The sequence below is a fragment of the Salipiger bermudensis genome (assembly GCF_017309175.1).
Classification (GTDB): Bacteria; Pseudomonadota; Alphaproteobacteria; order Rhodobacterales; family Rhodobacteraceae; genus Salipiger; species Salipiger bermudensis.
This window is the reverse complement of the sequence record NZ_JAEKJV010000015.1, coordinates 20799-45477: the sequence shown is the minus strand read 5'-3', so window position 1 is coordinate 45477 and position 24679 is coordinate 20799. Positions and strand designations below refer to the sequence as shown.

The following is a 24679-nucleotide window of genomic DNA, read 5'->3' as shown; positions in this document are numbered from 1 at the left end:
GCCCGCGCCACCCTCACGCCCCGCAGGGCAAACCCCGCCGTCCCGATGATCGGGCGGTGAACGCTAGAGCTATGCCCGTGGACGGGCGAACTGCAAAGGACTGATCATGCTCAATTTTGACGAAGCCCGCTTTCTCGAGATCCAAGGCGGCGCCGTGGCGCTGGCGCCGCGCATCGATGCGGTGATTGCCGAAGCGATCTCGGCCGGGGCGACCAATCTCTACTTCCTCGGCACCGGCGGTGTTGCCTACCTGATGGAGCCCGCCGTGCAACTGCTGCACCGCCGCTCGGGGTTTCAGGTGTTCAAGGACTACCCCGCCGAGGTGGTGCTGACCGGCACCGCCAACCTCACCGACAAGTCCATCGTGGTGATGCCGTCGCTCTCGGGCACGACCAAGGAGAGCGTCGCGATGCTCGAGAAGGTCAAGGAGATCGGCTGCACGCTGATCACGCTGGTGGGGCACGCCCAGACGCCGCTCGGCCTTGGGGGCAACCCGGCGCTGGTGAACTTTGCCGAGGACGACACGTCGTCGGAGTCCTTCTACATCCAGTCGCTGCTCATCGCGCTTTCGGTGATGAAGGCCCGCGGAGAGATCGACAATTACGACGCGCTGGTGGCCGAGATGCAGACCGTGCCGCAGGCGCTGCTCGACGCCAAGCGCGCCTTCGAGCCGAAGGCCGAGGAGTATGCGAGCATCATCGCGGGTGCCGACTATCACATGTTCACCGGTGCCGGGAACATGTGGCCCGAGGCGCTCTACTATGCGACCTGCATCCTCGAGGAAATGCAGTGGATCCGCACCCGCCCGGTGCACGCATCGGACTTCTTCCACGGCCCGCTGGAGCTGATCGAGACGGGCGTGAGCCTCATTCTCTTCCGCGGCGAGGATGCCTATGACGCTCTGGCAGAGCGCGTGGCGCAGTTCGCGCCGCAATACACCGACCGCTTCACCGTGCTCGACGTCGCAGAATTCGCGCCGCGCTCGCTGTCGGACGAGATGCGCGCGCTGCTCTCGCCTGCCATGATGGCGACGCTGCTCGAGCGGCTGAGCGCCCATCTCGAGGTGATGCGCGACCACCCGCTGGTGACCCGCCGCTATTACAAGCGCGTCGCCTACTGATGTTCTGACGGGGCCCGGTGCGATGCCGGGCCCCTTTTCCTGCCGGAGACCTTCGTGACCAGACTTCGACTTGCTGCCGCCGGTGACAATTGCATCGATCGCTTCCTGACCCGCAAGATCGCCCGTGTCGGGGGCAACGGGCTCAACGTCGCCGTGAACTTCGCGCTCGCAGGTCATGGCTCGGCCTATTTCGGCGCGGTTGGAGACGACGCGGACGGGCGCTGGACCCGCGCCGAGCTGAAGGCGAGGGGGGTCGATGTCGACCATCTCGAGATCCGGCCCGAGCCGACCGCCTACACCGACATCGCGCACACGCCGGAAGGCGACCGCCGGTTCCTGTTCGAGGAGTTCGGCGCGAGCGGAGCCTATTTCCCCTCCGACGAGGCCGTGGAGACGCTCGGGACGATGCAGCATCTGCATCTGGGGCTGCTGCATGGCAGCGAAACGCTGGTGGCCTGTCTTGCGGGGGGCGGGGCGACGATCTCGGTCGATGGTGCCGTGAACCCGTTGCCATTGCCGGTCGATGTGGCCTTCGGCTCTGTCGGTGAGGATCTGGCGGCGGCGCTCAGCGAGCGCGATCGCCTGCTGGCAATCGGCCACCGGCTGGTGATCGTGACCCGGGGCGCCGACGGCGCCATCGCCTCGGACGGCCAGAGCAGCTGGTCCGTGGCCGGCAAGCCGATCCGCCCGGTCGATACCACGGGCGCGGGAGACAGCTTCATCGCTGGCTTCATCGCGTGCTGGAAGGAAACGGGAGACGTGGCGGCCGCGCTCGACGCCGGGACCGAGCGCGCCGCGGTAACCTGCATGACGCTCGGGGGCTTCCCGCAGGACGGGCGCGCGCTCTAGCGGGGCGGCCCTCAGGCCTCCGCCATCGCGCGTGCCATCAGCACCTCGCCTTCCGGGTCGTGAAAGCTCCACAGGTCGTGCAGGCTCAGGCCAACGGTCTCGCCGAGGCGGGCGCGTTGCGTGGCGAAGGCGGTGAGCGTCTCTCCGGCGGCCTCGAGCGTCAGGCGGAAGCGGCCGCCGAGATAGGTGCAGCCGGTGATCCGGCCGCGCAGAGGGGCGTCGTGCGACAGGCGGATGTTCTCGGGGCGGATGCTGGCATGGGTCGGGCGACGCGTGTTGGTGCGGGTCGGCACGCGACAGCCCAGCACCTCGATCCGCAGCGCGTCCGGGGCCGGTTCGCAGGCCCGTGCCGAGACCACCGCGCCGTCGCCCACGAAGCCCGCCACGAAGCAATCCGCCGGCTCGCGGTAGAGCACTTCGGGCGCAGCGAACTGCCGGATGCGGCCACGCTCCATCACCGCCACCCGGTCGGCCAGTGCCAGCGCCTCGCCCTGATCGTGGGTGACGTAGAGCATCGTGGCGCGGGTGCGCTGGTGGAACATGCGAAACACCTCCTGCATCGAGGCCCGCAGCGCCAGGTCGAGATTGGCCAGCGGCTCGTCGAGCAGCATGGCGCGCGGCTCGAACACCAGACAGCGCGCCAGCGCCACGCGCTGCCGCTGCCCGCCCGAAAGCTGCGCCGGCATGCGATGGGCGAACGCGCTCAGCCCGGTCAGCGCCAGCGCCTCGGCAACGCGGGCGTCGCGCTCGGGCTGCGGAACGCGGCGCACCTCGAGCGGAAACGAGACGTTGCGCGCCACGCTCTTGTGCGGCCAGAGGGCGTAGGACTGAAAGACGATGCCGATCTCGCGCGCCTCCGGGGCGACGAAGCGGGTGGCGTCGGCCATGACCTCTCCGCCAAGCGTGACGCTGCCCTCGCTCGGTGCCTCGAACCCGGCAGTGAGGCGCAGGAGCGTGGTCTTGCCGCAGCCCGAGGGGCCGAGCAGCGCCACGAATTCGCCCGAGCCGATATCGGCGCTGACGCGGTCGAGCGCGGCCGTGCCGTCGAAGCGCTTGGTGAGGCCGGAGAAACTCAGCTCTGCCATGGGATGGTACCTTTCGGAAAATGCCGGGCGCCAAGCTGCACCGCTGCCATCAGGGCTACGATCAGGCAGGTGATCGACATCGCCAGCGCCGAGGCCATGACGGTCTCGCCGCTGTCCTCAAGGTTGAAGATCACCACCCCCAGCGTCTCGGTGCCCGAGGACCAGAGCAGCGCCGACACCGTAAGCTCGTTGACCGCGGTGAGGAAGACGAGGATCGCGCCAGCCGCCGCTGAGGGCGCGGCGAGGGGCAGCACGATGGCGCGCAGCCGCCGCCCCAGCCGGGCGCCGACGCTGGCCGCGGCCTCCTCCATCGCCGGGTCGAGCTGCGCGAGGCTCGACTGGATCGGCCGCAGCATGACCACGAAGAACCGCGCAAGATAGGCCATCAGGATGATCCAGATGGTGCCGTAGAGCGTGAGCTCAGTGAAGGGCAGGCGCGTGAAGGTGAGGATGCAGGCGATCGACAGCACCACGCCGGGCAGCGCATAGGGCAGGTCGATCAGCCCGTCGAGCAGGCGGGTGATCCGCGAGGGGCGGCGTTCCATCAGCCAGGCCAGAGGCAGGCAGATGGCCATCAGGATCAGCGCCGCCGCGACCGCGAGGAACAGCGAGTTGGCATAGGCCCGGCGGGTGACCGGCTGCACGAAGAGCGCCTCGTGCCAGGCCTTGAGTGTGGCGGTCTCGAAGCTGAGCGGCACGCCGTAGGCCGGGATCAGGGAGGTCGTCAGAAGCGCCAGCAGCGGCAGCACGAGGATCATCGCGATGAAGGCCCAGAGCGCAATCTCCACCGGCAGCCGGGCGCGCCCGAGCGAGAATGCCAGCGGCGTGCCCGAGAGGCCAACGAGGCCGAAGCCACCGCGCGACAGGACGGCCCGTCCGGCCAGCACGCCGGCGATTGCAACCAGCCCGATCAGCAGCGACAGTACCGCCACCTCGGGCAGCACGCTGGGGCCAAGCCCAACGAGACGCTGGTAGATCAGCGTCGGCAAGGTGGAATACCGGGCCGGAATGCCCAGCATCGCGGGAATGCCGAAATTGCCGAGCGCGGTGACAAAGGCCATCGCCGCCCCGGCGATCAGCGCCGGCATCGACAGGGGCAGCACCACCTGCGCCCAGACCCGGAGCGTGCCGCCGCCGCACATGCGGGCGGCCTCGACGAGATCGGCGGGGATCATGCGCAGCCCGGCGCGCAGGGTGAGAAACACCAGCGAGGCGTGCTGGATGCCCAGCAGCAGAACGATGCCTTGCGGGGAATGCAGCGGCTGCGGGCTGCCGAGCGGCGGCGCGAGGCCCAGCATCTTGAGCAGCACCGAGGAGGGGCCGGTGACCTGCATCCACGCCAGCGCGGTGATCTGCGGCGGGATCATCATCGGCACCATCAGGCAGAACACCAGCGCGCCCTTGCCGCGGATGTCGGTCAGCGCCACGAGAAAGGCGAAGCTCGCGCCGATCAGGATCGAGACCAGCGTGCCGCCGCCGGCGGTCACCAGCGAGTGCAGCAGTGCCGTGCGCGTGCCCTCGCGGGTCAGCACCGTCGTCAGGTGCTCGGATGTCAGCCCGTCGCCAAGGCCCACGCCCTCGAGCAGCAGCCGCAGCACCGGGCCGAGCGCGATCAGCGCGACCGGCAGGAGGATCAACGGCAACAGCCGGTCCAGGGACCGGCTGCCACCTTTTCGCAAACGCGTGGCGATCATTGCACGCCGAAGATCTCGGCGAAGCGGGCCTTGTTGGCCTCGGCGTCGTCAAGCGCCTTGGCGGGGTCGAAGTCCATTAGCGTGATCTCGTCACGCGAGGGAAAGCCCTCGGGGCTGGCAATGCCGTTGCGGGCCGGGATGTAGCCCATGTCGACCACCAGTTCCTGACCGGCTTCGCTGAGCACGAAGTCGACGAATTTCTGCGCCGCGACCTTTTTGTCGCTGGCCTCGAGGATGGCGACCGGCTCGGTCACGTAGGAGACGCCCTCCTCGGGGAACACGAACTCGACCGGCGAGCCGTCGGCCTTGGCGCGCAGCGCGAGGAAGTCGACCAACACGCCATAGGGCTTCTCGCCGGAGGCCACGGCCTTGAAGGTGCCGCCATTGCCGCCTTCGGCGCGGGCGTTGTTGTCGGCCAGCGCCTGGTAGTAGTCCCAGCCCAGACCGTCGGTCTCGGTCAGCGTTGCGAGGTGGATCAGCGCGGCGCCGGAATAGAGCGGCGAGGGCATGGCCACGAGGTTGGCCATCTCAGGCTTGGCAAGATCGGCCCACGAGGTCGGCACGGTCTCGGCGCCGGTGTTGTAGGCGATGCCGGTGGTGATCAGCTTGGTCGAGTAGTAGTGGCCGTCGGCGCTGTAGAGCGCGGCGTCATAGGCCTCGGCCTCGGGCGAGTCGTAGGCCGCGAGCAGGCCCTGCTGCGCCATGCCCTCGAGCGTCACGGTGTCGGCGATCAGCAGCACGTCGGGAGAGGGGGCACCCGCCTCGATCTCGGAGGTCAGGCGGGCCATCAGCTTGGTGGTGCCGTCGCGGACCCAGTCGACGGTGATGTCAGGGTTGGCTTCCATGAAGGCATCGACGGTCTGCTGCGCGTCCTGGTTCGGCTGCGAGGTGTAGAGCGTCAGGGTCTCGGCGGAGGCAAGGGTCGGCAGGGCCAGCGCGCAGGCCGCAGCAATGAGGGAACGGGTCATCGGAAACTCCGGTTGGGTTGCTCTTGTCCGAAGGCCGGTCGGGGAGATGCCTTCGGTTGCGGACCGTCTAGGGGGCTTCGATGACAGCTGAATGACGTGCTTCAAGATATTGAAAATAATGACGAACGTGACGTATTGGCAAAGCCTGTCAGGGCTGCCCGATGGCCGGGGCAGCCTGTTGCATGGTGTCGGAATATGATGCCGATGGCTGCGCACAGGCGCTGATGGCTTGCCGGCGTAGCGTCCCTAGGTCTCCGGCGTCTCCGGCCTCTGCGGTGTCATCAGGTCGGTGATGCGCGTCACGATGGCGTCGTGATCCGAGAGCGGCCGGCTGGTGTCATCGAGCGAGGAGCGGATCTTGGTCTCTTCGAGGCGCAGATTTCGGGCGAGGAACCAGTCGAGCTTCATCTGCCGTTCAGGCCAGCGGGTGATCAGGCTGGGCCGCGTGGTCGGCTGATCCTCGGGGCCGCCATGTACGGTGAAACCGGCCTCGCGGGCGGCGTCGAACAGCCCCTCGGCGCGCCAGTCGCCTTCGTTGTGGTTGCCAGTGTTGAGATCGCCGCCGATCAGCACCGGCAGGCCGGGGAAGGCCGCGTCCAGCGCCGCGATCAGGCCGCGGATCTGCATCTCGCGATGCTCCGGGCCGCAGGCGCTTTCGAGATGGGTGGAGATCGCCAGCAGCGGGCCGGCCTCGGTGTCCATTGTGGCGCCGACCGCGATGCGCTCGCCAAGCCGCGGCTGCTCGGCATCCGAGAACCACTGCCGCTCGCCCCAGAGCCGGAGCGCGAAGGGATCGCGCAGGTCGGTCTTCGCCATCAGCGCGTTGCCGTGGTAGCCGAGCGCATTGTGATCGTCCTCGCAAAACGCGTGCTCGATCGGCGAGCCGAGCCCCAGCTCGAGAAACTCGACCGCGTAGGCGTAGGCCATGCCGAGCCCGCCCGCGATGTCGCGGGTGGTGTTGCGCTGGCCGGTGCGGGCCATGCCGTGATCCATCTCCGACAGCAGCAGCAGGTCGCAATCGGCCATCTTCTGCGCCGCCGCCTCGGGAAACAGGCAGCGCTCGAGGTTCCACGCCCCCACGGTCAGGGGCAGGGCGAGCGCCGCTGCGGGCGCCGCGCCGCCGGTCTCGATGAGGTTCATCCCCGCGACCTGCGCCATGTGGGTGTCATGAGCGCTGAGGCTGCGCGGCAGGGCGCGCAGCGCGAGGTCGGCCTCGGTCGGGACCGGCAGGTCGGGAACCGTGTCGCGGATCATTCGGCGGGCACCGCGACGGGCTGCGATGCGGTCTCGATGCGGCGGCCGGTGCGGGCGTCGAAGAGATGCACGCGCGAGGGCGCGACCCCCAGATGCACGGTCTCGGGCAGGGGGGCTTCGCTGGTGTCGATGATCGCCAGCGCCTGCTCGCCCACGAAGCCGTGCACGATGCGCTGCGCTCCAAGTTCCTCGACATGGTCGACCCGCATCGGTACGCCGCCGGGCGTGATGCGCAGATCCTCGGCCCGCAGCCCGAGCGTGACCGGCCCGGCCTCATGCGCCACCGGCGCCAGAGCGTGGCCGTCGAGCATGACCTGGCCGTTCTCGACATGGGCGTCGAGCAGGCTCATCGCCGGGGCACCGATGAAGGAGGCCACGAAGGTCGAGGCCGGGGCGCGGTAGACCTCGAGCGGCGCACCGATCTGCTCCACCCGGCCGCCGTTCAGCACCACCAGCCGATCGGCCAGAGTCATCGCCTCGAGCTGGTCGTGGGTGACATAGAGCGAGGTCGTGCCAAGCCGCTTCTGCAGCTTGCGGATCTCCATCCGCATCGACACGCGCAGCTTGGCGTCGAGGTTCGACAGCGGCTCGTCGAACAGGAAGGCCGAGGGCTGGCGCACGATGGCGCGGCCCATGGCGACGCGCTGGCGCTGGCCGCCCGAGAGGGCGCGCGGCTTGCGGTCGAGATAGGGGCGCAGCTCGAGCATCCGCGCCGCCTCGGCGACGCGCTCCTCGATCACCGCCTTGCTCTCGCCGCGGTTCTTCAGGCCGTAGGCCATGTTGTCGCGCACGCTCATGTGCGGGTAGAGCGCGTAGTTCTGGAACACCATGGCGATGTCGCGCTCGGCCGGGTCAAGCTGGTTGACCAGCCGCTCGCCGATGCGGATCTCGCCTTCGGTGATGGTCTCGAGCCCGGCCACCATGCGCAGCAGGGTGGACTTGCCGCAGCCCGAGGGGCCGACGAGCACGATGAACTCGCCGTCGCGGATCTCGATATCGACATCGGCCACCGCTGCTTGGGCGCTGCCGCCATAGGTCTTGCCGACATTGGTCAGAGAGAGATGTGCCATTACTTGTCGCTTTCCGTCAGGCCCTTGATGAACATGCGCTGGAAGATCACCACCACCGCAACCGGGGGGACCATCGCCAGCACCGCAAGGGCAAAGGCTTCGTTGTAATCGGGGATCTGGCTGCCGACCCAGACCTGCAGGATCGACTTGATGCCACGCATGAGCGTGAAGAAGCTCTCGTCGGTGGTCATCAGCAGCGGCCAGAGATACTGGTTCCAGCCGTAGATGAACATGATGATGAAGATCGCCGACATCATCGTCTTCGACAGCGGCACCAGCACGTCGATGAAGAACTTCACCGGGCCGGCGCCGTCGATGCGCGCCGCCTCGAGCAGCTCATCGGGGACCGAGCGGAAGAACTGCCGGAAGAAGAAGGTGCCGGTGGCCGAGGCCAGCAGCGGCACGATCAGGCCGGTATAGGTGTTCAGCAGGTGCAGCTCCGACATCACCTGGTAGGACGGCATGATGCGCACCTCGAGCGGCAGCAGCAGCGTCGCGAAGATGGCCCAGAAGATCAGCGTCGCAAAGCGGAAGCGGAAATAGACCAGCGCGTAGGCCGCCATCATCGACAGCACGATCTTCCCGACCGCGAAGCCCAGCCCCATGATCATCGAGTTGGTGAGCATCAATAGCCCGGTCACGTCGCCGGTAAAGCCGCCGCGGCTGGTGAGCACCTTGGTATAGGTCTCGGCGCCATGGCTGCCGGGGGTGATGTAGAGGCCGTTCGAATGGATATCGATCGCGGCATGGGTGGAGGACATCAGCGCCATCACCACGGGCACGCAGAGAAACAGCGCGCCGAGGATCAGGATCAGGTGGTCGAGGGGTTTGATCTTCTGCATGGCCTTACCCGTAATGCACGCGGCGTTCGAGGAAGCGGAACTGCAGCACCGTGAGCAGCGCCACCACCACCATGAGGATCACCGACTGCGCCGAGGAGCCGCCGATGTCGTTGCCTTTGAACCCGTCGAGATAGACCTTGTAGACCAGCGTCATCGGGTTGTTGGCGGGCTTGTCCTTCACGATGACGTCGATGATCGGGAAGGTGTCGAACATCGTGTAGGTGATGTTGATGACCAGCAGGAAGAAGGCGGTGGGCGCGAGCAGCGGCAGGGTGATGTCGCAGAACCGGCGCCAGCCGGATTTCGCGTCGATCAGCGCCGCCTCGCGCACCGAGACCGGCACCGATTGCAGGCCCGACAGGAAGAAGATGAAGTTGTAGGGGATCTGCTTCCAGACCGAGATCACGATCAGGGCGCTGGCGGTGTCCCAATAGTCGATGCCGACCCGCAGGTCGTGGCCGAACCAGGCGGCGATCTGGGTGAAGGGGCCCATATGCATGTCGAAGAACATCATGCCGATGAGGCCCGCCACCGGCGGCGCGATGGCGTAGACCGAGATCAGCAGCGTCTTGTAGGTCTCGGCGCCGCGGATCACCTTGTCGGCCTTGACCGCGAGCAGCAGCCCTAGCCCGAGCGACAGCGCAGTGACCACGACGCAGAAGAAGGCGGTGAAGGCGGCGGTGGACATGTAGCCGCGGCTGGTCAGCGCGTCGGTGTAGTTGTCGAGGCCCACGAAGGTGGCGCCAAAGCCGAACGGGTCCTCGAGATAGAAGGACGAGGTCACCGCCTGCACCGAGGGCCAGTAGAAGAAGATCGCCACAACCGCGAGCTGCGGCAGCAGGAACATCCACGGCGTCAGCGGGCGGTCGAACTGGACGCGCTTGACGGGGTTGGCGGTCTCACCGGACCACCAGCGGCGGAGCCGGGTGAACAGCGTGCTGTCGGCCTCGGCGAGGGAAAGGGGGGTGTCGGTCACGGGCGTGTCCTGATCGGGGGCGGGTCGTCCCGGTTTGCGCCGGGCGCGGCAACAAGAGCGGCAACGGAAACGGGGGCCGGGCGCTTGGCCCGACCCCCAGGTGCGGTCGATGCTGGCTTAGTTCGCGGTCTTGGCGAAGCGCGCGAGCAGGGCGTTGCCCTCTTCCTCGATGATCGAGAAGGCCTCATCCACCGACACTTCGTCCGAGAAGATGCGGTTGAACTCGCGCTCCATCACCGAGCGGATCTGCGGGTAGAAGCCCATGCGGTAGCCCTTGGACCATTCACCGCCTTCGAGCATCAGCTGCTGGATGCCGACTTCGGCCACCGGCTGGTCGTCGTAGTAGCCTTCCGACTTGGCCAGCTCGTAGGCCGCTTCGGTGATCGGCACGTAGCCGGTGCTGCGGTGGTAGAAGAACTGGGTCTCGGGCGAGGTCAGGAAGGTGAAGAACTGCGCGGTGCAGGCGTTCTCTTCCTCGGACTTGCCGGCCATGGCGAAGAGCGCCGCGCCGCCGATGAAGCTCTGGGTGCCGGCGCCTTCGATGCTGTCCCAGTAGGGCATGTAGACGGCGTCGAAGTCGAACTCGGCCGACTGCTGCAGGCCGCCGAAGGAGCCCGAGGAGCCGATCCACATGGCAGCCTCACCCTCTTCGAAGGGCTTGAGGTTGTCGGCCCAGCCGGCACCGTAGAAGCCGTAGAGATCTTCGTCGGCCCAGGCCTTGAGCTTCTCGAACATCATTTTCTGGTTGTCGTCGCTGACGAGGATCTCGGTGCCCTCGAAGCCGTCATAACCGTTGTTGTTGGTGGCGAACTGCTGGTTGTTCCGCGACTTGAAGTTCTCGACCATCATCCAGGTCAGCTGCGAGGCGGTCATCGGGATATAGCCGGCATCGCGCAGGGCGGGGGCGATCTCCTCGAACTCTTCCCAGGTCTTCGGCGGCTCGACGCCTGCGGCCTCGAAGGCTTCGGTGTTGTAGTACAGGATCGGCGCCGAGGAGTTGAACGGCATGCCGATGAACTTGCCGTCGGCATCGGCGTAGAAGTTGCGCACGCCGGCGATGAAGGCCTCGCGGTCGAACTCTTCACCGGCGCCGGTGATCAGGTCCTCGGCCGGAACGGTCGCGCCCTTGGCGGCGATGATGGTGGCGGCGCCGGCGTCGAACACCTGCAGGATGTTGGGCTGCTCGCCCGAGCGGAAGGCCGCGATGCCCGAGGACAGCGCCTCTTCATAGGTGCCGCGCGAGACCGGCGTCAGGTTGCACTGGTCCTGTGCGGCGTTGAACTGCTGCGCGATCTCGTTGATCACTTCGCCGTTGCGGCCACCCATGCCGTGCCACCAGCTGATGTCGGTCGCGGCGTAGGCGGTGGAGGCGGTCAGCGCCAGTGCGATGGCGGTCGATGCCGTCTTGATCATGTCCCAGGTCCTTCTTCGGGGGTTTGTTCGTTGCGCGACGGCTAGGGGCGCTCTGTGACAGTAGGGCTTAGGATTTGTGAAACTTTCGCGTCATGCGAATAGGTTGCGGCGTGGGGAGCGGTCCGAAGTGCCTGCGGGACGCGCGATTCACCGAGACGGGACCTTGATCCGCCTTTAAACTGTCACCCTTCCAGAGGCATAAGGCGCCATGTTCGAAGACACTCCCATCCGTCCGACGGTTCGCGTCGTGATCCGCAAGGGCCCGCTGGTGCTGGTGCAGGTCAAGAGCCGCGAGGGCGGCCCGCGCTACCTGACCCTTCCCGGCGGGCGGCAAGAGCCCGGCGAGAGCATGGCGGATTGCGCCCGGCGCGAATGTCTCGAAGAGATCGGCGTCACTCCGGAGCTGGGTGACGTGCTGCACGTGGCCGACGTGTTCCGGACCCGCGAGGGTGGGCTGCGACAGCTCTCCGAGGTCCTCTTCGCGGCCACCGTGCCCGACAGCTACGTGCCCCGGCTCGGCAGCCATCCCGACAAGCGGCAAGTGGCGACCGACTGGGTTGACCCCGCAGCATGCGGCGCCGACTTCCTGCCGCGCTACGATCTGGCACTGACCGACCCCGACGCCCCCGTCTATCTCGGAGCCCTGCGCTGTGAAACGCCCTGACGCCGTCGAGGAGAACCTCTCCTTCCTGTTCGCCGAGCTCGACGGCCAGCTGGCGCGGCTGCTCGCCTATTTCGAAGCCCCGCGCCGCGAAATCGCCGAGGCATTGATCGCGCGGGCGGGCTATTCGCAGAACCTCGCCTCGCGGGTGCGCAAGGCCTGCCTTGCCGGCATGATGCGCGGCAAGCCTAACGCGGCGCGCGACCTGCGCCTGCAGGGGGTCGACACCATCGCCCGCAACCTCGACCTGATCTCGCGCCTTGCCCGCCGCTCGGTCCGGCACGCGGGCAATATCGAGCGCACCAAGCTGCTGCGCGCCGACGCCTATCTTAAGCCGCTCGGTCGGGTGCGCAAGGCGGTGGCCCGGGTGCAGGAGGCGCGGGCTGCCGGCGACAGTCGCCTGGCGGTGCAGATCGGCGCCATCCGGGCTGAGCTTGGCGCCTTTCACGACCAGCTCTTTCGCACCTACACCCGCGACATGCAGGGCTCCAAGCACGCCGACGACCTCGCGCATGGGCTGCTGACCCTGAACGAGGTCACCCGCATGGGAGAGGCGCTCCAGACCATCAGCGAGGCGATCCTGTCGACCAATATCGGCCAGACCGTGCAGTTCGAGCGCTACTTCACCCTGCGCAGCGTTCTGGCGGGCGTCGGCAAGGAGGACGAGGAGATCAAGCTGCAGCCGCTGGCCGAGACCCGCTCGGGCAGCGCGATCTCGAGCGTCACCATGCGCGACGGCAATGGCCGCTCGGTGGACGCGGTGTTCAAGGATGGCGACCGGCGCAAGGTCAAGGAAGAGCGCGTCGGGGTGAAGAGCTGGAACTCGGTCTATCCCGGGCTCGCGCCCGAGATCCTGTCTTACGAGAAGCGCGGCGACAGCGCGGCGCTGCTGATCGAGCACCTCTCGGGGCAGACCTTCGAGGACATCGTGCTGGGCGGCAGCGCGGCGGAGCTCGACGCCGCGCAAACGGCGCTGCACCGCACGGTGCGCGACATCTGGCGCCAGACGCTCACCGATGAGCCCGCCGAGATGCGCGCCATGGAGCAGCTTGGCAAGCGGATGAGCGATGTCTACCGGTTGCATCCGAAATTCGCCACCGGCACCCAGCGCCTCAACGGAGCCACGCTCGAAAGCTTCGACGCGCTCATCGCCGCCGCCGCGAGGCGCGAGGAGGCGCTGAAGGCGCCGTTCTCGGTCTATATTCACGGCGATTTCAACCTCGACAACATCATCTACGAGGCCGGCGAGAAGAAGGTGCGCTTCATCGACCTGCACCGCTCGCGCTATATGGATTACGTGCAGGACGTGTCGGTCTTCATGGTGTCGAACTACCGGTTGCAGGTGCTCGACGCGGGGACGCGCGCCCGCATCGCCTCGGTCGCTGTCGAGATGCACGACATGGCCGCCAAGTTCGCCCGGCGCCAGAAGGACAAGAGCTTCGAATACCGGCTGGCGCTGGGGCTGGCGCGAAGCTTTGCCAGCTCGACTCGCTTCATCGTCGACAAGAACCATGCGCGCCGCATGATGCTGCGCGCCCGCTACATTCTCGAAGCCGCGCTGGCCGTGCCCGAGGGCAAGGAAGCGCGGCTCAAACTGCCCATAAGGATGCTGTTCAGTGACTGACAAGATCGGGGTCATCGGAACCCCCGGAAAATGGTCGACCGAGGCGCTCGCGGATGCGATCGAGGCCCGCACCGGCTTTCGGCAGGTGATCGACATGGCGCGTGTGACGCTGGATCTCGAGGCCGGAACGCTGCTGTGCGACGGTGTCGATCTCTGCACGCTCGACGGTCTGGTGATCAAGAAGGTGGCCGAGACCTACAGCGCGCATGCGCTCGACCGGCTCGAGATGCTGCGCGTGGCCGAGGCCAAGGGCGTGAAGATCTTCAGCCCCGCCACCGCGATCCTGCGCCTGATGGACCGGCTGGCCTGCACCGTGACGCTGAACGCCGCCGGCGCGCCGATGCCGCCGACCACCATCACCGAGGATGAGATGGCGGCGCGCGCGGCTCTGGCGCGCTACGGGGCGGCGGTGTTCAAGCCGCTGTTCTCGACCAAGGCGCGCGGCATGGTTCTGCTGGAGGCAGACGCCCCCGATGCCGAGGCGCAGATCGCCGCCTTCAAGGCCGAGAATCCGGTGATGTATATCCAGAAGAAGGCCGACCTCTCGGGGCACGATCTGGGCATGGTCTTCCTTGGTGGCGAGTATATCTGCACTTATGCGCGGGTGAGCCAGACCGACAGCTGGAACACCACGATTCACTCGGGCGGCAAATACGCGCCCTACGAGCCCGACGCCGAGCTGATCGAGCTGGGCCGCCGTGCGCAGGCGCCGTTCGGGCTGACCTTCACCACCGTCGATATCGCGCTGACCCCGGACGGGCCGATCGTGTTCGAGGTCTCGGCCTTCGGCGGCTACCGCGGCGCGCAGGAGGGTTGCGGCATCGACGCCGCCGCGCTGGTGGCCGATCACGTGCTGGAACAGGTGCGCGCATGAGCCGGGCGCAGGACATTCTTTCGCAGCTTGATCTGTCACCGGCCGAGGCGGCAGAGCCGGTCCACCTGAAGGTCGGGCCGGTGGGCCTCAGCGTGTTTTGTCCCGGAGATCTGCGGGCCGAGCTGGTGGGCTATTTCCAAGACGCACTGAGCGACACGCCGGGTGAAACGCGCGTGCACCTGCTGCCGGGGCAGGCGCTGCCCGCCGAGCCAGAGTGGCAGGACTGGGCGCGCGAGGCCGGCAAGGCCGGGCGCAAGGATGCGATCCATGCGCTCGACGACGGGCGCCTGATCCGCAAGGTCCGCAGCGGCGTGACCTTCCTGCAGGCGCCGGGCGTGGCGGTGGCCTTCGGCCCGCTCGAGCAGAACGTCAGCACGGTGATCAACTTCATCAACACGCAGGTGTTGAACATCTGCCAGCGCGACGGCTGGCAGCTTTGCCACGCGGCGGCGGTGACCGGGCACGGCCGGACGCTGGCGATCTCGGGGCTGTCGGGCGGCGGCAAGTCAACCTCGATGCTGCGCATGATGGATCTGGAGGGCACCGCCTTCCTCTCCAACGACCGGGTGCTGGTCAGGGCAGGGCGCCCGCCGCAGGCGCTGGGCATCCCCAAGCAGCCGCGCATCAACCCGGGCACCATCCTCGGCAACCCGCGCCTGCACAGCATGCTCGGCCCCGCGCGCCGGGCCGAGCTTGAGGCGATGCCCGCCGCCGCGCTCTGGGATCTGGAAGAAAAGCACGATCTCATCGTGAGCGAGGTCTACGGGGCGGGGCGGGTGCGCTTCGACGCGCCGCTGACCGATTTCTGGGTGCTGAACTGGGCCCGTGATGCGGTCGAGCCAACGCGCGTGGCGCAGGTGGAGCTTGCCAGCCGGCCCGACCTTCTGGGCGCGATCATGAAGAGCCCGGGGCCATTCTACCAGCATCCCGACGGCCGGTTCGAGCCCAACGGCGCCACGCCGGAGCCGGGGCCTTATCTCGCAGCGCTGGACGGCGTTCGGGTCTGCGAGGTCTCGGGCCGGGTCGATTTCGACGCGCTCGCAGCCGAGGGGCGCCGGCTCTTCGATGTCTGAGCCGCTCATGCCCGAGAGCTACCACGCCATCATCCGCCACGGGGCCTATCACCAGCGCGAAGGCGCGCCCTCGGCCCGGCAGCCCTATGCGCTGACCGACGAGGGCCTGGCGCAGGCCCGGGCCTGCGGTGACGCGCTTGCGGCCATGATCGCCCAGCACGGTCTGCAACTCGCGCCGGTGATCCATTGCTCTCACCAGCTGCGGGCGTGGCAGACCGCCACGGAAATCGCCGACCGGCTGCGCGCGCATGGCCACGAGATCACTGAAATCCATGAGACCGGCGCGCTGGCCGAGCGCGGGCTGGGCTCGGCCGCCAACCTCACCGTGGCCGAGATCGAGGCGGTGCTGCGTGACGATCCGCGCCACGAGGCACCGCCCCCGGGCTGGAAATCCGACAGCGACTACCGCCTGCCGCTCGAGGGCGCCGAAAGCTTGATGATGGCCGGCGCGCGCGTCGCCGGGCACCTTCGGGACAGCGCCGGGGCCGGGGCGGGGCGGCTGACCGTCCACGTGGGCCACGGCGCCTCGTTCCGGCATGCGGCACATCATCTCGGCCTGCTTGAAAAAGAAGATCTGGCAAAACTCTCGATGTTCCACGCCCGGGCGTTACTTCTCTGTTACAGGGGCCATGATAGCTGGTCCCGTTTCGCCGGTGCGTGGAAGGTAAGGACCCCGAAAGAGGACCCGATCGACTAGCGCCGGACCGTCAGGAAAGGGCCGCCAGTGGATCAGATCAGCCAGTCGACAGAGGCCGCAGGACCGCTGTTGCCGCCCGTTCACGATCCTCTCGGGCAGCTCTCCGACCTGCCGCGCGAACTGGCGCCGTGGCTCGACCGCCCGGTGCCTCAGATCTCGGACTGCCTCGCCCGCGCGCGCGATCACGGCGGTTGGCACTGGCCCGAACAGCCGGTGATCTTCGTCTCCGACGCCCATGCCGATGCCGAGGGCTTCCTGCGCTCGCTGGTGGCTGCCGGAGTGATCCGGCGCGACGGCGGGGCGATCACGCTGACGCGGTTTGGCCAGAGCGCGCGGATCATCGTCGGCGGCGACAGCCTCGACAAGGGGCCGAGCAATCTCGACCTGCTCGACGCGCTGGCGGCGCTGCGCGCGTCGGGGGCACAGTTCGACCTGTTGGCAGGCAACCACGACCTGCGGATGCGCATGGCGGTAGATGCGGTGCGTGGCCCGCGCAGCGCCCTGCGCGAGCATCTCTTCGTGCGCATGGGGCGCAAGATCCTGCCCGCCCTGCGCGAGGTCTTCGATCGCTTCGTCACCTGCGACGATCTCGCCGCGCTTCCGGATGAGGCCGCCTGTGCCGCCCGCCTGATGCCCTCGAAGGGGTGGTCAAAGCGCTTTGCCAAGGCGGCGCGCGGGCAGCTTTCCGGCAAGGCGATCAAGAAGGAGATCACCAAGCTCGACGAGAAGCTGCGCAAGTTCGATCGCGAGCGCGCCAAGGTCGGCATGTCCCACCGCGAGCTTCTGGCGGCGGTGCTGAAATGCCATGACATCTTCTTCGTTCCCGGCGGTGCCTACGCGTGGTTCTACGACGAGATGGAGGTTGTGGCCCGCTGCGGCTCGCTGCTCTTCGTGCATGCCGGGCTTTGCGACGAGATGTGCCGCCTGCTGGTGCGCGGTGGCGCGGCGGAGGTCAATGCCCGCTACCGCACCGAGGCCGAGACCGCCTCGCTGGGGTTCTATTTCGGACCGCTCGCCAATCTCGTGCGGACCAAATACCGCGCCTCGGACTGCACGCTGACGCAGACGGGTGTCGAGCTGCTGCACCGCGACGGCATCCACATGATCGTGCAGGGCCACGTCAACAACCACAGCGGCCAGCACCTGCGCGCCAAGCGGGGCCTTCTGCATCTCGAGGGCGATATCACTCTCGACCGCGCCTCGCGCCGGCTCGAGGGGCTTGAGGGCATCGGCGCGGGCGCGACCTTGATCTTTCCGTCCGGAGATGTGATCGGTCTCAGCCGTGACCACCCGACCGCGAAGCACTTCGCGCCGGGCCGTCTCGTCTAGATCCGGAGGCCGCGTGCATGGGCAATTCGAAGACCAGCTTCAGGCATGACTCGCTGCAGGATGCCAAGACCCTCAAGTCGCTCCTGTCGTCGCTGTCGAAAGGCTTTTCGAAGGGTGAGCTGACGTTGAGCGACGATGACGATGAACTGGTGCTCGAGACCGGCGAGTTGATGAACCTGCGCATCAAGGCCGAACGCGAGGACGGGCGCTGCGTGTTCAGCCTGCGCGTCACCTGGGCCGATCCGGCAGAAGCGCCGCACGCCAAGGGCACCCCGCGCATCGACGTCTGAGCACAGCGCGCCCGTTGCGGGCGCGGGCCAGCCCACTCTTCAGAGAACGCAATACACCTACTGCGGGCGAGGGGCTCTCGGCGATCCGGCCGGTGCCACCGCCTGTCCCGAGAGCATCTGCGCTCGAGCGGTTCTCGCCCGGTTTGCCGGCGCGGCGGCACCGCGGCGCATCCTGTTCATAAAAGACGGGCCCGGCATCGACATGCCGGGCCCGATCTCGTTCTGACAGATCATCGATCGGGGCCCCGGAGCGTCACGGCGTGACGCTCCGGAGGCCGTCCGATCAGACGAACACGAAGTCTTCGTCGCGCGACACCAGGAACACCACGTCCTGATAGTCGGCGTCTCCGGTGTTCATCTTGTCCTCGACGCCCACGCGCAGCCCGCTGCCGTCGGCAACCGCGCCCGAAAGGAAGTGCTCGCGATCGTCGGCGCTGAACTCGGCACCCAGCGAGTGGTAGATGTCGAGATCCAGATCCACGCCGTTGTCCTGCAGCACCGGTTTGTCACCGGAGAAGTCGAACACCAGCTCGTCGCTGAGACCCTCGACCATATCCTCGCCGTCGCGGACCACGAAGAAGGCGAGTTCGGCCCCCTCGTCGACGTTGTCGATCTGGTAGCTCGCACCGCCCGCCGGCGATTTCACATCCGCTTCGAGGATGGTGACGTTGGAGGCCGTGCCGGTCTCGCGGTCGTAGTAGTAGTAGCCGAGCGAGTTGTGGTAGCCGGCCTCGGAGCTGTCCAGTTCGATGGTGAAATCGGCTTGGCCGTTGCCGATGAGGTAGTCGTCGAAGGCGATGCCGTTGATCTGGTCCTCGGAGACTTCCTCTGCTTCGCGCAGGTCGGCGCCGTTGCCGAGCAGATCGCCGACAAAGGCCAGCTCGGTGGTGTTGCCGTCAGAGGCGCTGAGGAAGCGGCCGGTTTCGAGATCCGCGTCGACCCCGAAGGTGGTGCCGCCGAAGCTGACCTGCTGACCGTCGACGAGCAGATCGGCGGAGCTGTGGGCGCCGCCGAAGGTACGCTGGAAGCCCTCGGTCACACCGGCGAAGCTCTTGCTGCCGAGGCTGACCTTGGCGAGCACCGGGTCGTGGTCCGACGCGCTCTCGTCGGTGACCGCGAACTCGCTGTTCACGTGCACCGCGTCGAACTCTGCGTCGAGGCCAAGGTTGTTGGACACGAGGATGTGGTCGAGCGACTGCGAGTTGCCCTGGAAGCTGTAGCTGTAGCGCTCGTCTTCCGGCAGCGAGTTGGTCAGGTTGACCAGCCCCGATCCCTCGAGCTCCTCCAGCGGGCTGACGAACTCGAACTCGTTGAAGTCGCCCAGCACCACCACGTTGGCGGCGCCGTCCTCGGCCAGAAGCTCGTCGACGAAGCCCTGAACCTCGGCGCTCTGCGCCTGGCGCTCATCGACCGCACCGTTGACCGACGGATCTTCCTGCAGGTCGGCGAACTCCTGATCGATCCCCATGATCGGGGCAGAGCCGCTCTTGGAGGAGAAGTGGTTGTTGACCACCGTCACCTCCTCGTCGCCGAAGGCGAAGCTTGCCACCAGCGGGAGGCGCCCGCCCTCGAAGGCCGCGCCCGCGTCCTGGCTCGAGATCGTCCGCACGCTTCCCTCGACCACCGAGACGCGCTCGGGGTTGTAGAGATAGGCGGTGCGGATGTTGCCACCGGGGATGCCGCCCGAGGTGTCGTCCGCGATGAAGGTGTTGTCGATATAGGCGTAGGTCGGACCGCCCGCCGCGGCGATGCTGTCGATCAGTTGCTGCAGCGTGTCGGAGGCCGAGGTGACGTCATCGGTGCCTTCGGCGCCGGTGTTGTCCTGGATCTCCTGCAGGCCGATGATGTCGGGCGTGTTGAGGTTGCTGACGATCTGGTTGGCGATCGCGTCGAAGCGGCCGTCGCCCAGGTCGTCGTCCACCGCGTTGTAGGTGCCCGGCAGGATGTTGGCCTCATCCTCGATCACCGGATCGAGGTTGAGCACGTTGTAGCTGGCGATCAGCAGCTCGCCCTCTCCGGCGGTCAGGGTGCTGACCTCCGGCTCCAGCCCGGCCGAGACGACCTGGCTCAGGAAGTCGACGGTCGGGGTGATCTGGAAGTTGCCGTAGTCGTAGTTCATCACGCCGGTGACGTTGCCGAGGCTGTCGCCGGTGTTGATGGCCGAGAGGTCGAGATCGAGCAGGTCGTAATCGGGATCGATCTGGATGCGCTCGGGGTTGAAGTCGCTCTCCGAGATGTTGAGCGTGCCGCGCTCGGACAGGCCCGAGGCGTTGGCCCCCATGTCGGTGACCGCGAAGAGCTCGTTGTAGGCGTTGGTGCCGCTGACGGCGACCATGTCCTGCGCGGTGACCAGCATGCCCTCGAGGGCCTCGAAGGCATCAAGACCGTCGGTGTCGACGTCGAACTCGGCAAAGCTGTCGTCGTCGATCGACATGTCGGGCAGGATCACCCCGCCTTCGCCGATGATCGTGGCCGTGACCGGGCCGAGATCGGCGATGGTCTCGATCTGCGGGCTCACCAGCTGGGTGGTGGGCAGGTTGCCCGAAGCCGACCCGCCCGGGTAGTACTCGGCCACTTCGCCGGTCACCGCCACGCTGTCGCCGACCACCACGGTGGGCTCGCTGCCCGAGTAGACGAAGATCGCGTCGGAGGTGGCCGCGTCGCCGTCACCGGTGGGATCCTGCAGGTAGAAGCCGTTGCCGTCGACCGCGGTGACCACACCTTCCACCCGGACCTGTTGCCCCGAGTAGACGTTGTAGACCGAGGCCTCGGCATTGGCGGCGAGGAATTCGGCATCGGTCATGCTGCCGCGCACATAGGCCGAGACATGGCCCGCGCCCTGCACGTCGCCGATGGTGGTGTGCAGGGTGGCGACCTCGATCTCGTGCACCACGGTGGTTTTGCTGTCCTCGTTGGTGACGATGAGCAGCGGCTTGCCCGAGGGGCTGTCCTGCATCGAGACGAACTCGAGCCCTTCCGGCTCGCTGTCGGCTTCGTCGCTGATCAGGTTGACATAGGCCGGGTCGGTCGGGTCGGTGACGTCGAACACCGCCACCGCGCTGGCGCGCTCCAGCGCCACGAAGGCGAAGGTCTGGCTGCCGATCTGGCCCACGGTGACGTTCTCGGGCTCGGTGCCCTTGTTGTCCGAGCGGCCATCCGGGTAGATGCCCGCCGCGTCGGCGATCTCGGCCAGCGCCGAGCCGCTGTCGAAGACGAGGTTGCCCTCGGCGTCGAAGATCGAGAACGAGCGGCCACCGTAGGAGTAGAGCGCGTCGTAATCGCCGTCACCGTCGGTGTCGCCGTCGATGCCGGAGATCTGCAGGCGGCCCATCACGGCGTTGTCCTGAAGCTCGGCGGCGTTGGGGAAGGCGGTTTCGTCGAGGGTCACGTCGGCGAGGCGCACGTCGCTGTCGCGGGCGTCGCCCTCGTTGGCGGTGATGAAGTAGGCCTGACCGCCGACGGTGAAGCTTGTGAGGCCGTCGGGCATGCGCAGGCCCTTGACCGGCGCGGTGTCGAGGGTGAGCACGCCGTCTTCGTCGTTGGTGTCGATCTCGTTGCCGTCCAGCGCGTGATCGACGGTGCCGAGCCCCTCGATCGAGACGATCTCGCCGGTGGTCAGGTCGACCGTGGCGATGGCGTTGGCCTCCTGCAGGGTCACGAAGGCCTGGCTGCTGTCGGCCGACACCGCGATGTACTCGGGCTCGAGATCGAATTCCGGCGTCTTGCCCGGGAACAGGCGCACGCCCGCCGCGTCCAGAGTGGCCGCGTCGAAGCCCTCGAAGCCGTTGACATCAGCGGTCCAGGTGGCGGCATCCGCCGGGGTCACGTCGATGATCGAGATCGAGCCGGCCGGATCGATCGGATCGTCATTCTCGCCTTCATCGGCGGTGAGCACCTTGGTGCCGTCCGGCGTGAAGGTGACCATGTCGGGGCCGATGCCCACTTCGACGGTGGTGATCAGGCTGCCATCTGCGGTGTTGAAGAAGGCGGCGACACCGTTGGTCTGGTTGCCGTCCGCGTCCTCGACCTGCACCGCGGCCACCAGCACGCCGTTCTTGACGTCGACCGAGGTCACCGCCGAAGCACCGGGCACCAGCGCCGCGATGTCGAGGGTCTCGATCTGCGAGGCGGTCAGGTCGGAGGCGAGGGTTATCATCTCGACCGAGGTCTCGCCACCGGCCACGAAGATCTTGTTGGTGGTCGGATCGAAGGCGGGGATCTCGGCGCCGCTCTCGGAGCCGACGCTCAGCTCGCTGCGGATGAAGGTCAGCTGCTCGGTGGCGACGGGGCCTTGCGGCGCGCTGTCGACCGCGTCCACATCGATGATCCGGGTGTCGCCGGCGAGGCCGGTGTCTTCTTCCGCGTAAGCGGTGCCGCCGTTGGCAGGGTTGTAGACGTCGTCGAGATACTCGGCCAGCGCGTCCTGCTCGGTGCCGTCATCGGCAAAGGTCGCATCGCCGGTTGCGCCGTCATTCTCGCCGTCGCCGTCGAGATCATAAAGGTCGACCCGGTCGGCGGCCGCAAGTGCGTCGAACGGGTAGCCGTCGCCGCCTCCCGCAAGGTAGTTCAGCGTCACGATGCGGAAGCCCTCGCTCGCGTCGCCCACCAGAGCGCCGTCGGACATCAGCTCGGCGATCACCTCACCGGTCTCGGGGTCGACGATGCTGGCGTCAACGACCCGCGACCCGGCCTCGTTGTCGGCATCGTAGGAGAACTGCAGGCCCGAGACCTGCGGGAAGCGTCCGCCGCCGATGTCGCCAAGCGCGTGCTCGAGCACGTTGATCAGCTCCTGACGGGTGACGGTGACCAGCGACAGGCCGTTGTTGAAGGCCAGCGCCGCCTGGATGTCATTCTGGCTGATGCCGCCCTCGGGCTTGACCACGTTGCCGTCGCCGTCGGTCACCTCGGAGTTGGCGCTGCGCACCGCTTCGGTGCCGGCGGCGGGAACGATGGTCTCGCCGATCGAGGCGCGGATGCCGCCGCCGTTCTTGATCGAGACCACCACCGTCTCGTCCACCGCCTTGGCCGCGGCGAGGTTGGCATCCGCGGTGAGGTTGCCGAGATTGGTTTCCTGGGTGCGGACGCCGTCGGGATCGTCAACCGCGCCGGTGCCGGTGCGGTTGCCGTTCAGGAACACCTCGGAGACACCGAAGACGTTGCTTTCGGTGGCGACAATCTGCGCCTCGATGGCGTCGGCGATGTCCTGGATCTCGGGATCGATCAGGCCCTCGGCCTCCAACGCGGCGACACCTGCCTCATCGGTGGCATAGGCGCCCGAGATGGTCTCGTCGTAGCTTTCGGCAATGATGTTGCCGTCGGCGTCGAAGTCGATGACGAGGCGGCCGACATACTTGTAGGAGCCGTCGGTGTTGACCACCGCGGTGTTGGTCCCGCCGGCGTTCTCGACGAAGAGCGGGTACTGGCCCTGATCGCTGTCACCGGCGCGGGGCGTGTCGTCGTCGTCAAAGAGGCGGGTGTTGGAGCCGCCCGCAACGATGATGTCGACATCGGTCAGACGCTCGGCCAGGTCGAGCTCGATGCTGATCTGCTGCATGTGCGCCAGCAGAACCACCTTGTTCATCTCCGGGTTGGCCTCAAGCAGGGTGTCGACCTCGGACTGGATCTCGGCGGCCAGCGCGTCGAGCTCGGCGTCGGTGGGCGTGCCGCTGGCCCATGCGGGATTGACCGTCACGTCGCCGGGGCTCGAGATCGTGGCGAGCGTCGGGGTGGTGGCGCCGACCACGCCGATCATCTCGCCATTGCTGTCGATGACCGTCGAGGAGGAGACCACGTTGGCCTGCGGTGCCTGGCCGCCCTCGGTGACCAGCCCCGCCATGTTGGCGTCGGTCGAAAAGTCCAGGTTGGTCGAGAGGTAGGGCATGTCGGTGCCGGTGAAGTCGAGACCTTCCAGCGTGGAGCCGGTGAGAGCCGAGAAGTCACCCTCGGCGGAGCCGTCGATCAGGCTCGCGAGCAGCTCGGTGCCGTAGTCGAACTCGTGGTTGCCAAGCGCGATGGCCTGCACGCCCAGCTCGTTCTGGATCTGGATGTCGGCGATGCCGGCCGAGCCGAACACCGCCTCGGAGGCGTCGAAGAACAGGCCGGGGATGATCGCGTCGCCCGAGGACAGCACCAGGGTGTTGTCGGCAAGGCCGTCCTCGCCGAGATCTTCGGCGCGCAGCGCGTTCAACACGGCGGAGAGGTTCGGTGCGTCGACCACGGCCGCGGCGGCGGCCTCCTGGTCGGTGAAGTGCAGCAGCTCGAGGGTGAAGTCGGCATCACCGGGCGCCGCAGGCGCCAGCGCGTCGGCGTTCGCCACGGAGCCGGGCGAGCCCACGTTGGGAACATTCGCCGCGTCTCCGCCCATGGCGTTGGTGGCCACGGCGCCGTCGACGCCGGCCTGCGAGAAGGCCTGGGCGGCGACATCCCAGGTCTGGCCGTCATTGGCATCGGTGTCGGGGTAGGCGGCGCTGTCGATCACGTCCCCTGCATCCACACCGTCGCCCGCGCGGTCGGCAAACAGGGTGACCGCGTCACCGCCGCCGCCAAGACCGGCCGCGCTGTCGATGGTGCCGATCTGTACGTTGCTGAGGTCGCGCACGTCGCCCCAGGCGGCCTCGAAGGCTGCAATATCGGTGCTGTCGACCAGAACGATCACCGACTCGCCCGGCGCGATGGCGGTCAGCCCGGTGATGGCATCCGCCGTCGTCGCATCCTCGGACTCGTCGTCGTAGAACAGGTCGGCATCCACGCCCTGCACCCAGGCGGTCGTGCCGATGTTCGTGATCTCGAACCAGTCGGAGGTCAGGTCGCTGCCGCTTTGGCCCGAGAAGATCTCGGAAATACGAAGGTCGAAAGCCATT

Annotated in this window: 18 protein-coding genes; 9 read left to right on the top strand and 9 right to left on the bottom strand. The window is 67.4% G+C overall.

Annotated features, from left to right (window positions below; genetic code table 11):
- Positions 1–106: 106 nt before the first annotated feature.
- Both JF542_RS18200 and JF542_RS18195 read left to right on the top strand, forming a co-directional pair.
- Entirely contained in the window at positions 107–1120 is a 1014-nt protein-coding gene (locus JF542_RS18200) for an SIS domain-containing protein (protein WP_207076884.1), read from the top strand.
- Positions 1121–1174: 54 nt separating this feature from the next.
- Positions 1175–1969, top strand: coding sequence for a PfkB family carbohydrate kinase (locus tag JF542_RS18195; protein WP_207076883.1), 795 nt, complete (start codon positions 1175–1177; stop codon positions 1967–1969).
- Between the two features lie 11 nt (positions 1970–1980).
- Here the strand turns inward: JF542_RS18195 and JF542_RS18190 are convergent, their stop codons facing one another.
- The 8 genes from JF542_RS18190 to JF542_RS18155 all read right to left on the bottom strand — a co-directional run bounded on the left by JF542_RS18190 (position 1981) and on the right by JF542_RS18155 (position 11271).
- Positions 1981–3054 carry an ABC transporter ATP-binding protein gene (locus tag JF542_RS18190; RefSeq protein ID WP_207076882.1) on the bottom strand — a complete coding sequence of 358 codons (1074 nt, stop codon included), beginning with the start codon at positions 3052–3054 and terminating at the stop codon, positions 1981–1983.
- The gene (locus JF542_RS18185) at positions 3042–4748 is read right to left on the bottom strand and encodes an ABC transporter permease (RefSeq protein WP_207076881.1); all 1707 of its coding nucleotides are present in this window, start codon (positions 4746–4748) and stop codon (positions 3042–3044) included. The genes JF542_RS18190 and JF542_RS18185 overlap by 13 nt, the downstream gene beginning before the upstream one ends.
- Positions 4745–5716 carry an ABC transporter substrate-binding protein gene (locus tag JF542_RS18180; protein ID WP_207076880.1) on the bottom strand — a complete coding sequence of 324 codons (972 nt, stop codon included), beginning with the start codon at positions 5714–5716 and terminating at the stop codon, positions 4745–4747. The genes JF542_RS18185 and JF542_RS18180 overlap by 4 nt, the downstream gene beginning before the upstream one ends.
- A 246-nt stretch (positions 5717–5962) precedes the next feature.
- Entirely contained in the window at positions 5963–6970 is a 1008-nt protein-coding gene (locus JF542_RS18175) for an endonuclease/exonuclease/phosphatase family protein (protein ID WP_207076879.1), read from the bottom strand.
- On the bottom strand, positions 6967–8040 hold the full coding sequence (gene ugpC, locus JF542_RS18170; protein ID WP_207076878.1) for a sn-glycerol-3-phosphate ABC transporter ATP-binding protein UgpC: 1074 nt from the start codon (positions 8038–8040) through the stop codon (positions 6967–6969). Before ugpC ends, JF542_RS18175 begins: the two co-directional genes overlap by 4 nt.
- Positions 8040–8882: a sn-glycerol-3-phosphate ABC transporter permease UgpE gene (ugpE, locus tag JF542_RS18165; protein WP_007798950.1), complete on the bottom strand. Its 843-nt coding sequence runs from the start codon at positions 8880–8882 to the stop codon at positions 8040–8042. The genes ugpC and ugpE overlap by 1 nt, the downstream gene beginning before the upstream one ends.
- Positions 8883–8886: 4 nt before the next feature.
- Complete coding sequence (locus JF542_RS18160; protein WP_007798951.1) at positions 8887–9858, bottom strand: ABC transporter permease subunit; 972 nt, start codon at positions 9856–9858, stop codon at positions 8887–8889.
- Positions 9859–9975: 117 nt separating this feature from the next.
- Positions 9976–11271 carry an extracellular solute-binding protein gene (locus tag JF542_RS18155; RefSeq protein WP_007798953.1) on the bottom strand — a complete coding sequence of 432 codons (1296 nt, stop codon included), beginning with the start codon at positions 11269–11271 and terminating at the stop codon, positions 9976–9978.
- Positions 11272–11479: 208 nt separating this feature from the next.
- Between JF542_RS18155 and JF542_RS18150 the strand changes: the two genes are divergently transcribed.
- Genes JF542_RS18150 through JF542_RS18120 form a run of 7 tightly spaced genes read left to right on the top strand, consistent with a single transcriptional unit; the run spans position 11480 to position 17819 of the window.
- On the top strand, positions 11480–11935 hold the full coding sequence (locus tag JF542_RS18150; RefSeq protein WP_207076877.1) for an NUDIX domain-containing protein: 456 nt from the start codon (positions 11480–11482) through the stop codon (positions 11933–11935).
- Positions 11922–13556: a phosphotransferase gene (locus JF542_RS18145; RefSeq protein ID WP_207076876.1), complete on the top strand. Its 1635-nt coding sequence runs from the start codon at positions 11922–11924 to the stop codon at positions 13554–13556. The genes JF542_RS18150 and JF542_RS18145 overlap by 14 nt, the downstream gene beginning before the upstream one ends.
- Entirely contained in the window at positions 13549–14430 is an 882-nt protein-coding gene (locus JF542_RS18140; protein ID WP_207076875.1) for a GAK system ATP-grasp enzyme, read from the top strand. The genes JF542_RS18145 and JF542_RS18140 overlap by 8 nt, the downstream gene beginning before the upstream one ends.
- Positions 14427–15503, top strand: coding sequence for an HprK-related kinase B (locus JF542_RS18135; protein ID WP_207076874.1), 1077 nt, complete (start codon positions 14427–14429; stop codon positions 15501–15503). The genes JF542_RS18140 and JF542_RS18135 overlap by 4 nt, the downstream gene beginning before the upstream one ends.
- The gene (locus tag JF542_RS18130) at positions 15496–16200 is read left to right on the top strand and encodes a histidine phosphatase family protein (protein ID WP_207076873.1); all 705 of its coding nucleotides are present in this window, start codon (positions 15496–15498) and stop codon (positions 16198–16200) included. The genes JF542_RS18135 and JF542_RS18130 overlap by 8 nt, the downstream gene beginning before the upstream one ends.
- Positions 16201–16227: 27 nt before the next feature.
- Complete coding sequence (locus JF542_RS18125; protein WP_207076872.1) at positions 16228–17529, top strand: metallophosphoesterase; 1302 nt, start codon at positions 16228–16230, stop codon at positions 17527–17529.
- 17 nt (positions 17530–17546) lie between these two features.
- On the top strand, positions 17547–17819 hold the full coding sequence (locus tag JF542_RS18120) for an amphi-Trp domain-containing protein (protein WP_007798966.1): 273 nt from the start codon (positions 17547–17549) through the stop codon (positions 17817–17819).
- A gap of 283 nt (positions 17820–18102) precedes the next feature.
- On the opposite strand, the gene JF542_RS18115 is transcribed toward JF542_RS18120, so the two are convergent.
- The gene (locus tag JF542_RS18115; protein ID WP_207076871.1) at positions 18103–24678 is read right to left on the bottom strand and encodes a choice-of-anchor I family protein; all 6576 of its coding nucleotides are present in this window, start codon (positions 24676–24678) and stop codon (positions 18103–18105) included.
- Between the last annotated feature and the right edge of the window lies 1 nt (position 24679).

Coding starts and splice junctions, on each gene's coding strand:
- JF542_RS18200 (WP_207076884.1), top strand. CDS start 107: ATGCTCAATTTTGACGAAGCCCGCTTTCTCGAGATCCAAGGCGGCGCC.
- JF542_RS18190 (WP_207076882.1), bottom strand. CDS start 3,054: ATGGCAGAGCTGAGTTTCTCCGGCCTCACCAAGCGCTTCGACGGCACG.
- JF542_RS18185 (WP_207076881.1), bottom strand. CDS start 4,748: ATGATCGCCACGCGTTTGCGAAAAGGTGGCAGCCGGTCCCTGGACCGG.
- JF542_RS18180 (WP_207076880.1), bottom strand. CDS start 5,716: ATGACCCGTTCCCTCATTGCTGCGGCCTGCGCGCTGGCCCTGCCGACC.
- JF542_RS18175 (WP_207076879.1), bottom strand. CDS start 6,970: ATGATCCGCGACACGGTTCCCGACCTGCCGGTCCCGACCGAGGCCGAC.
- ugpC (WP_207076878.1), bottom strand. CDS start 8,040: ATGGCACATCTCTCTCTGACCAATGTCGGCAAGACCTATGGCGGCAGC.
- ugpE (WP_007798950.1), bottom strand. CDS start 8,882: ATGCAGAAGATCAAACCCCTCGACCACCTGATCCTGATCCTCGGCGCG.
- JF542_RS18155 (WP_007798953.1), bottom strand. CDS start 11,271: ATGATCAAGACGGCATCGACCGCCATCGCACTGGCGCTGACCGCCTCC.
- JF542_RS18150 (WP_207076877.1), top strand. CDS start 11,480: ATGTTCGAAGACACTCCCATCCGTCCGACGGTTCGCGTCGTGATCCGC.
- JF542_RS18135 (WP_207076874.1), top strand. CDS start 14,427: ATGAGCCGGGCGCAGGACATTCTTTCGCAGCTTGATCTGTCACCGGCC.
- JF542_RS18130 (WP_207076873.1), top strand. CDS start 15,496: ATGTCTGAGCCGCTCATGCCCGAGAGCTACCACGCCATCATCCGCCAC.
- JF542_RS18120 (WP_007798966.1), top strand. CDS start 17,547: ATGGGCAATTCGAAGACCAGCTTCAGGCATGACTCGCTGCAGGATGCC.
- JF542_RS18115 (WP_207076871.1), bottom strand. CDS start 24,678: ATGGCTTTCGACCTTCGTATTTCCGAGATCTTCTCGGGCCAAAGCGGC.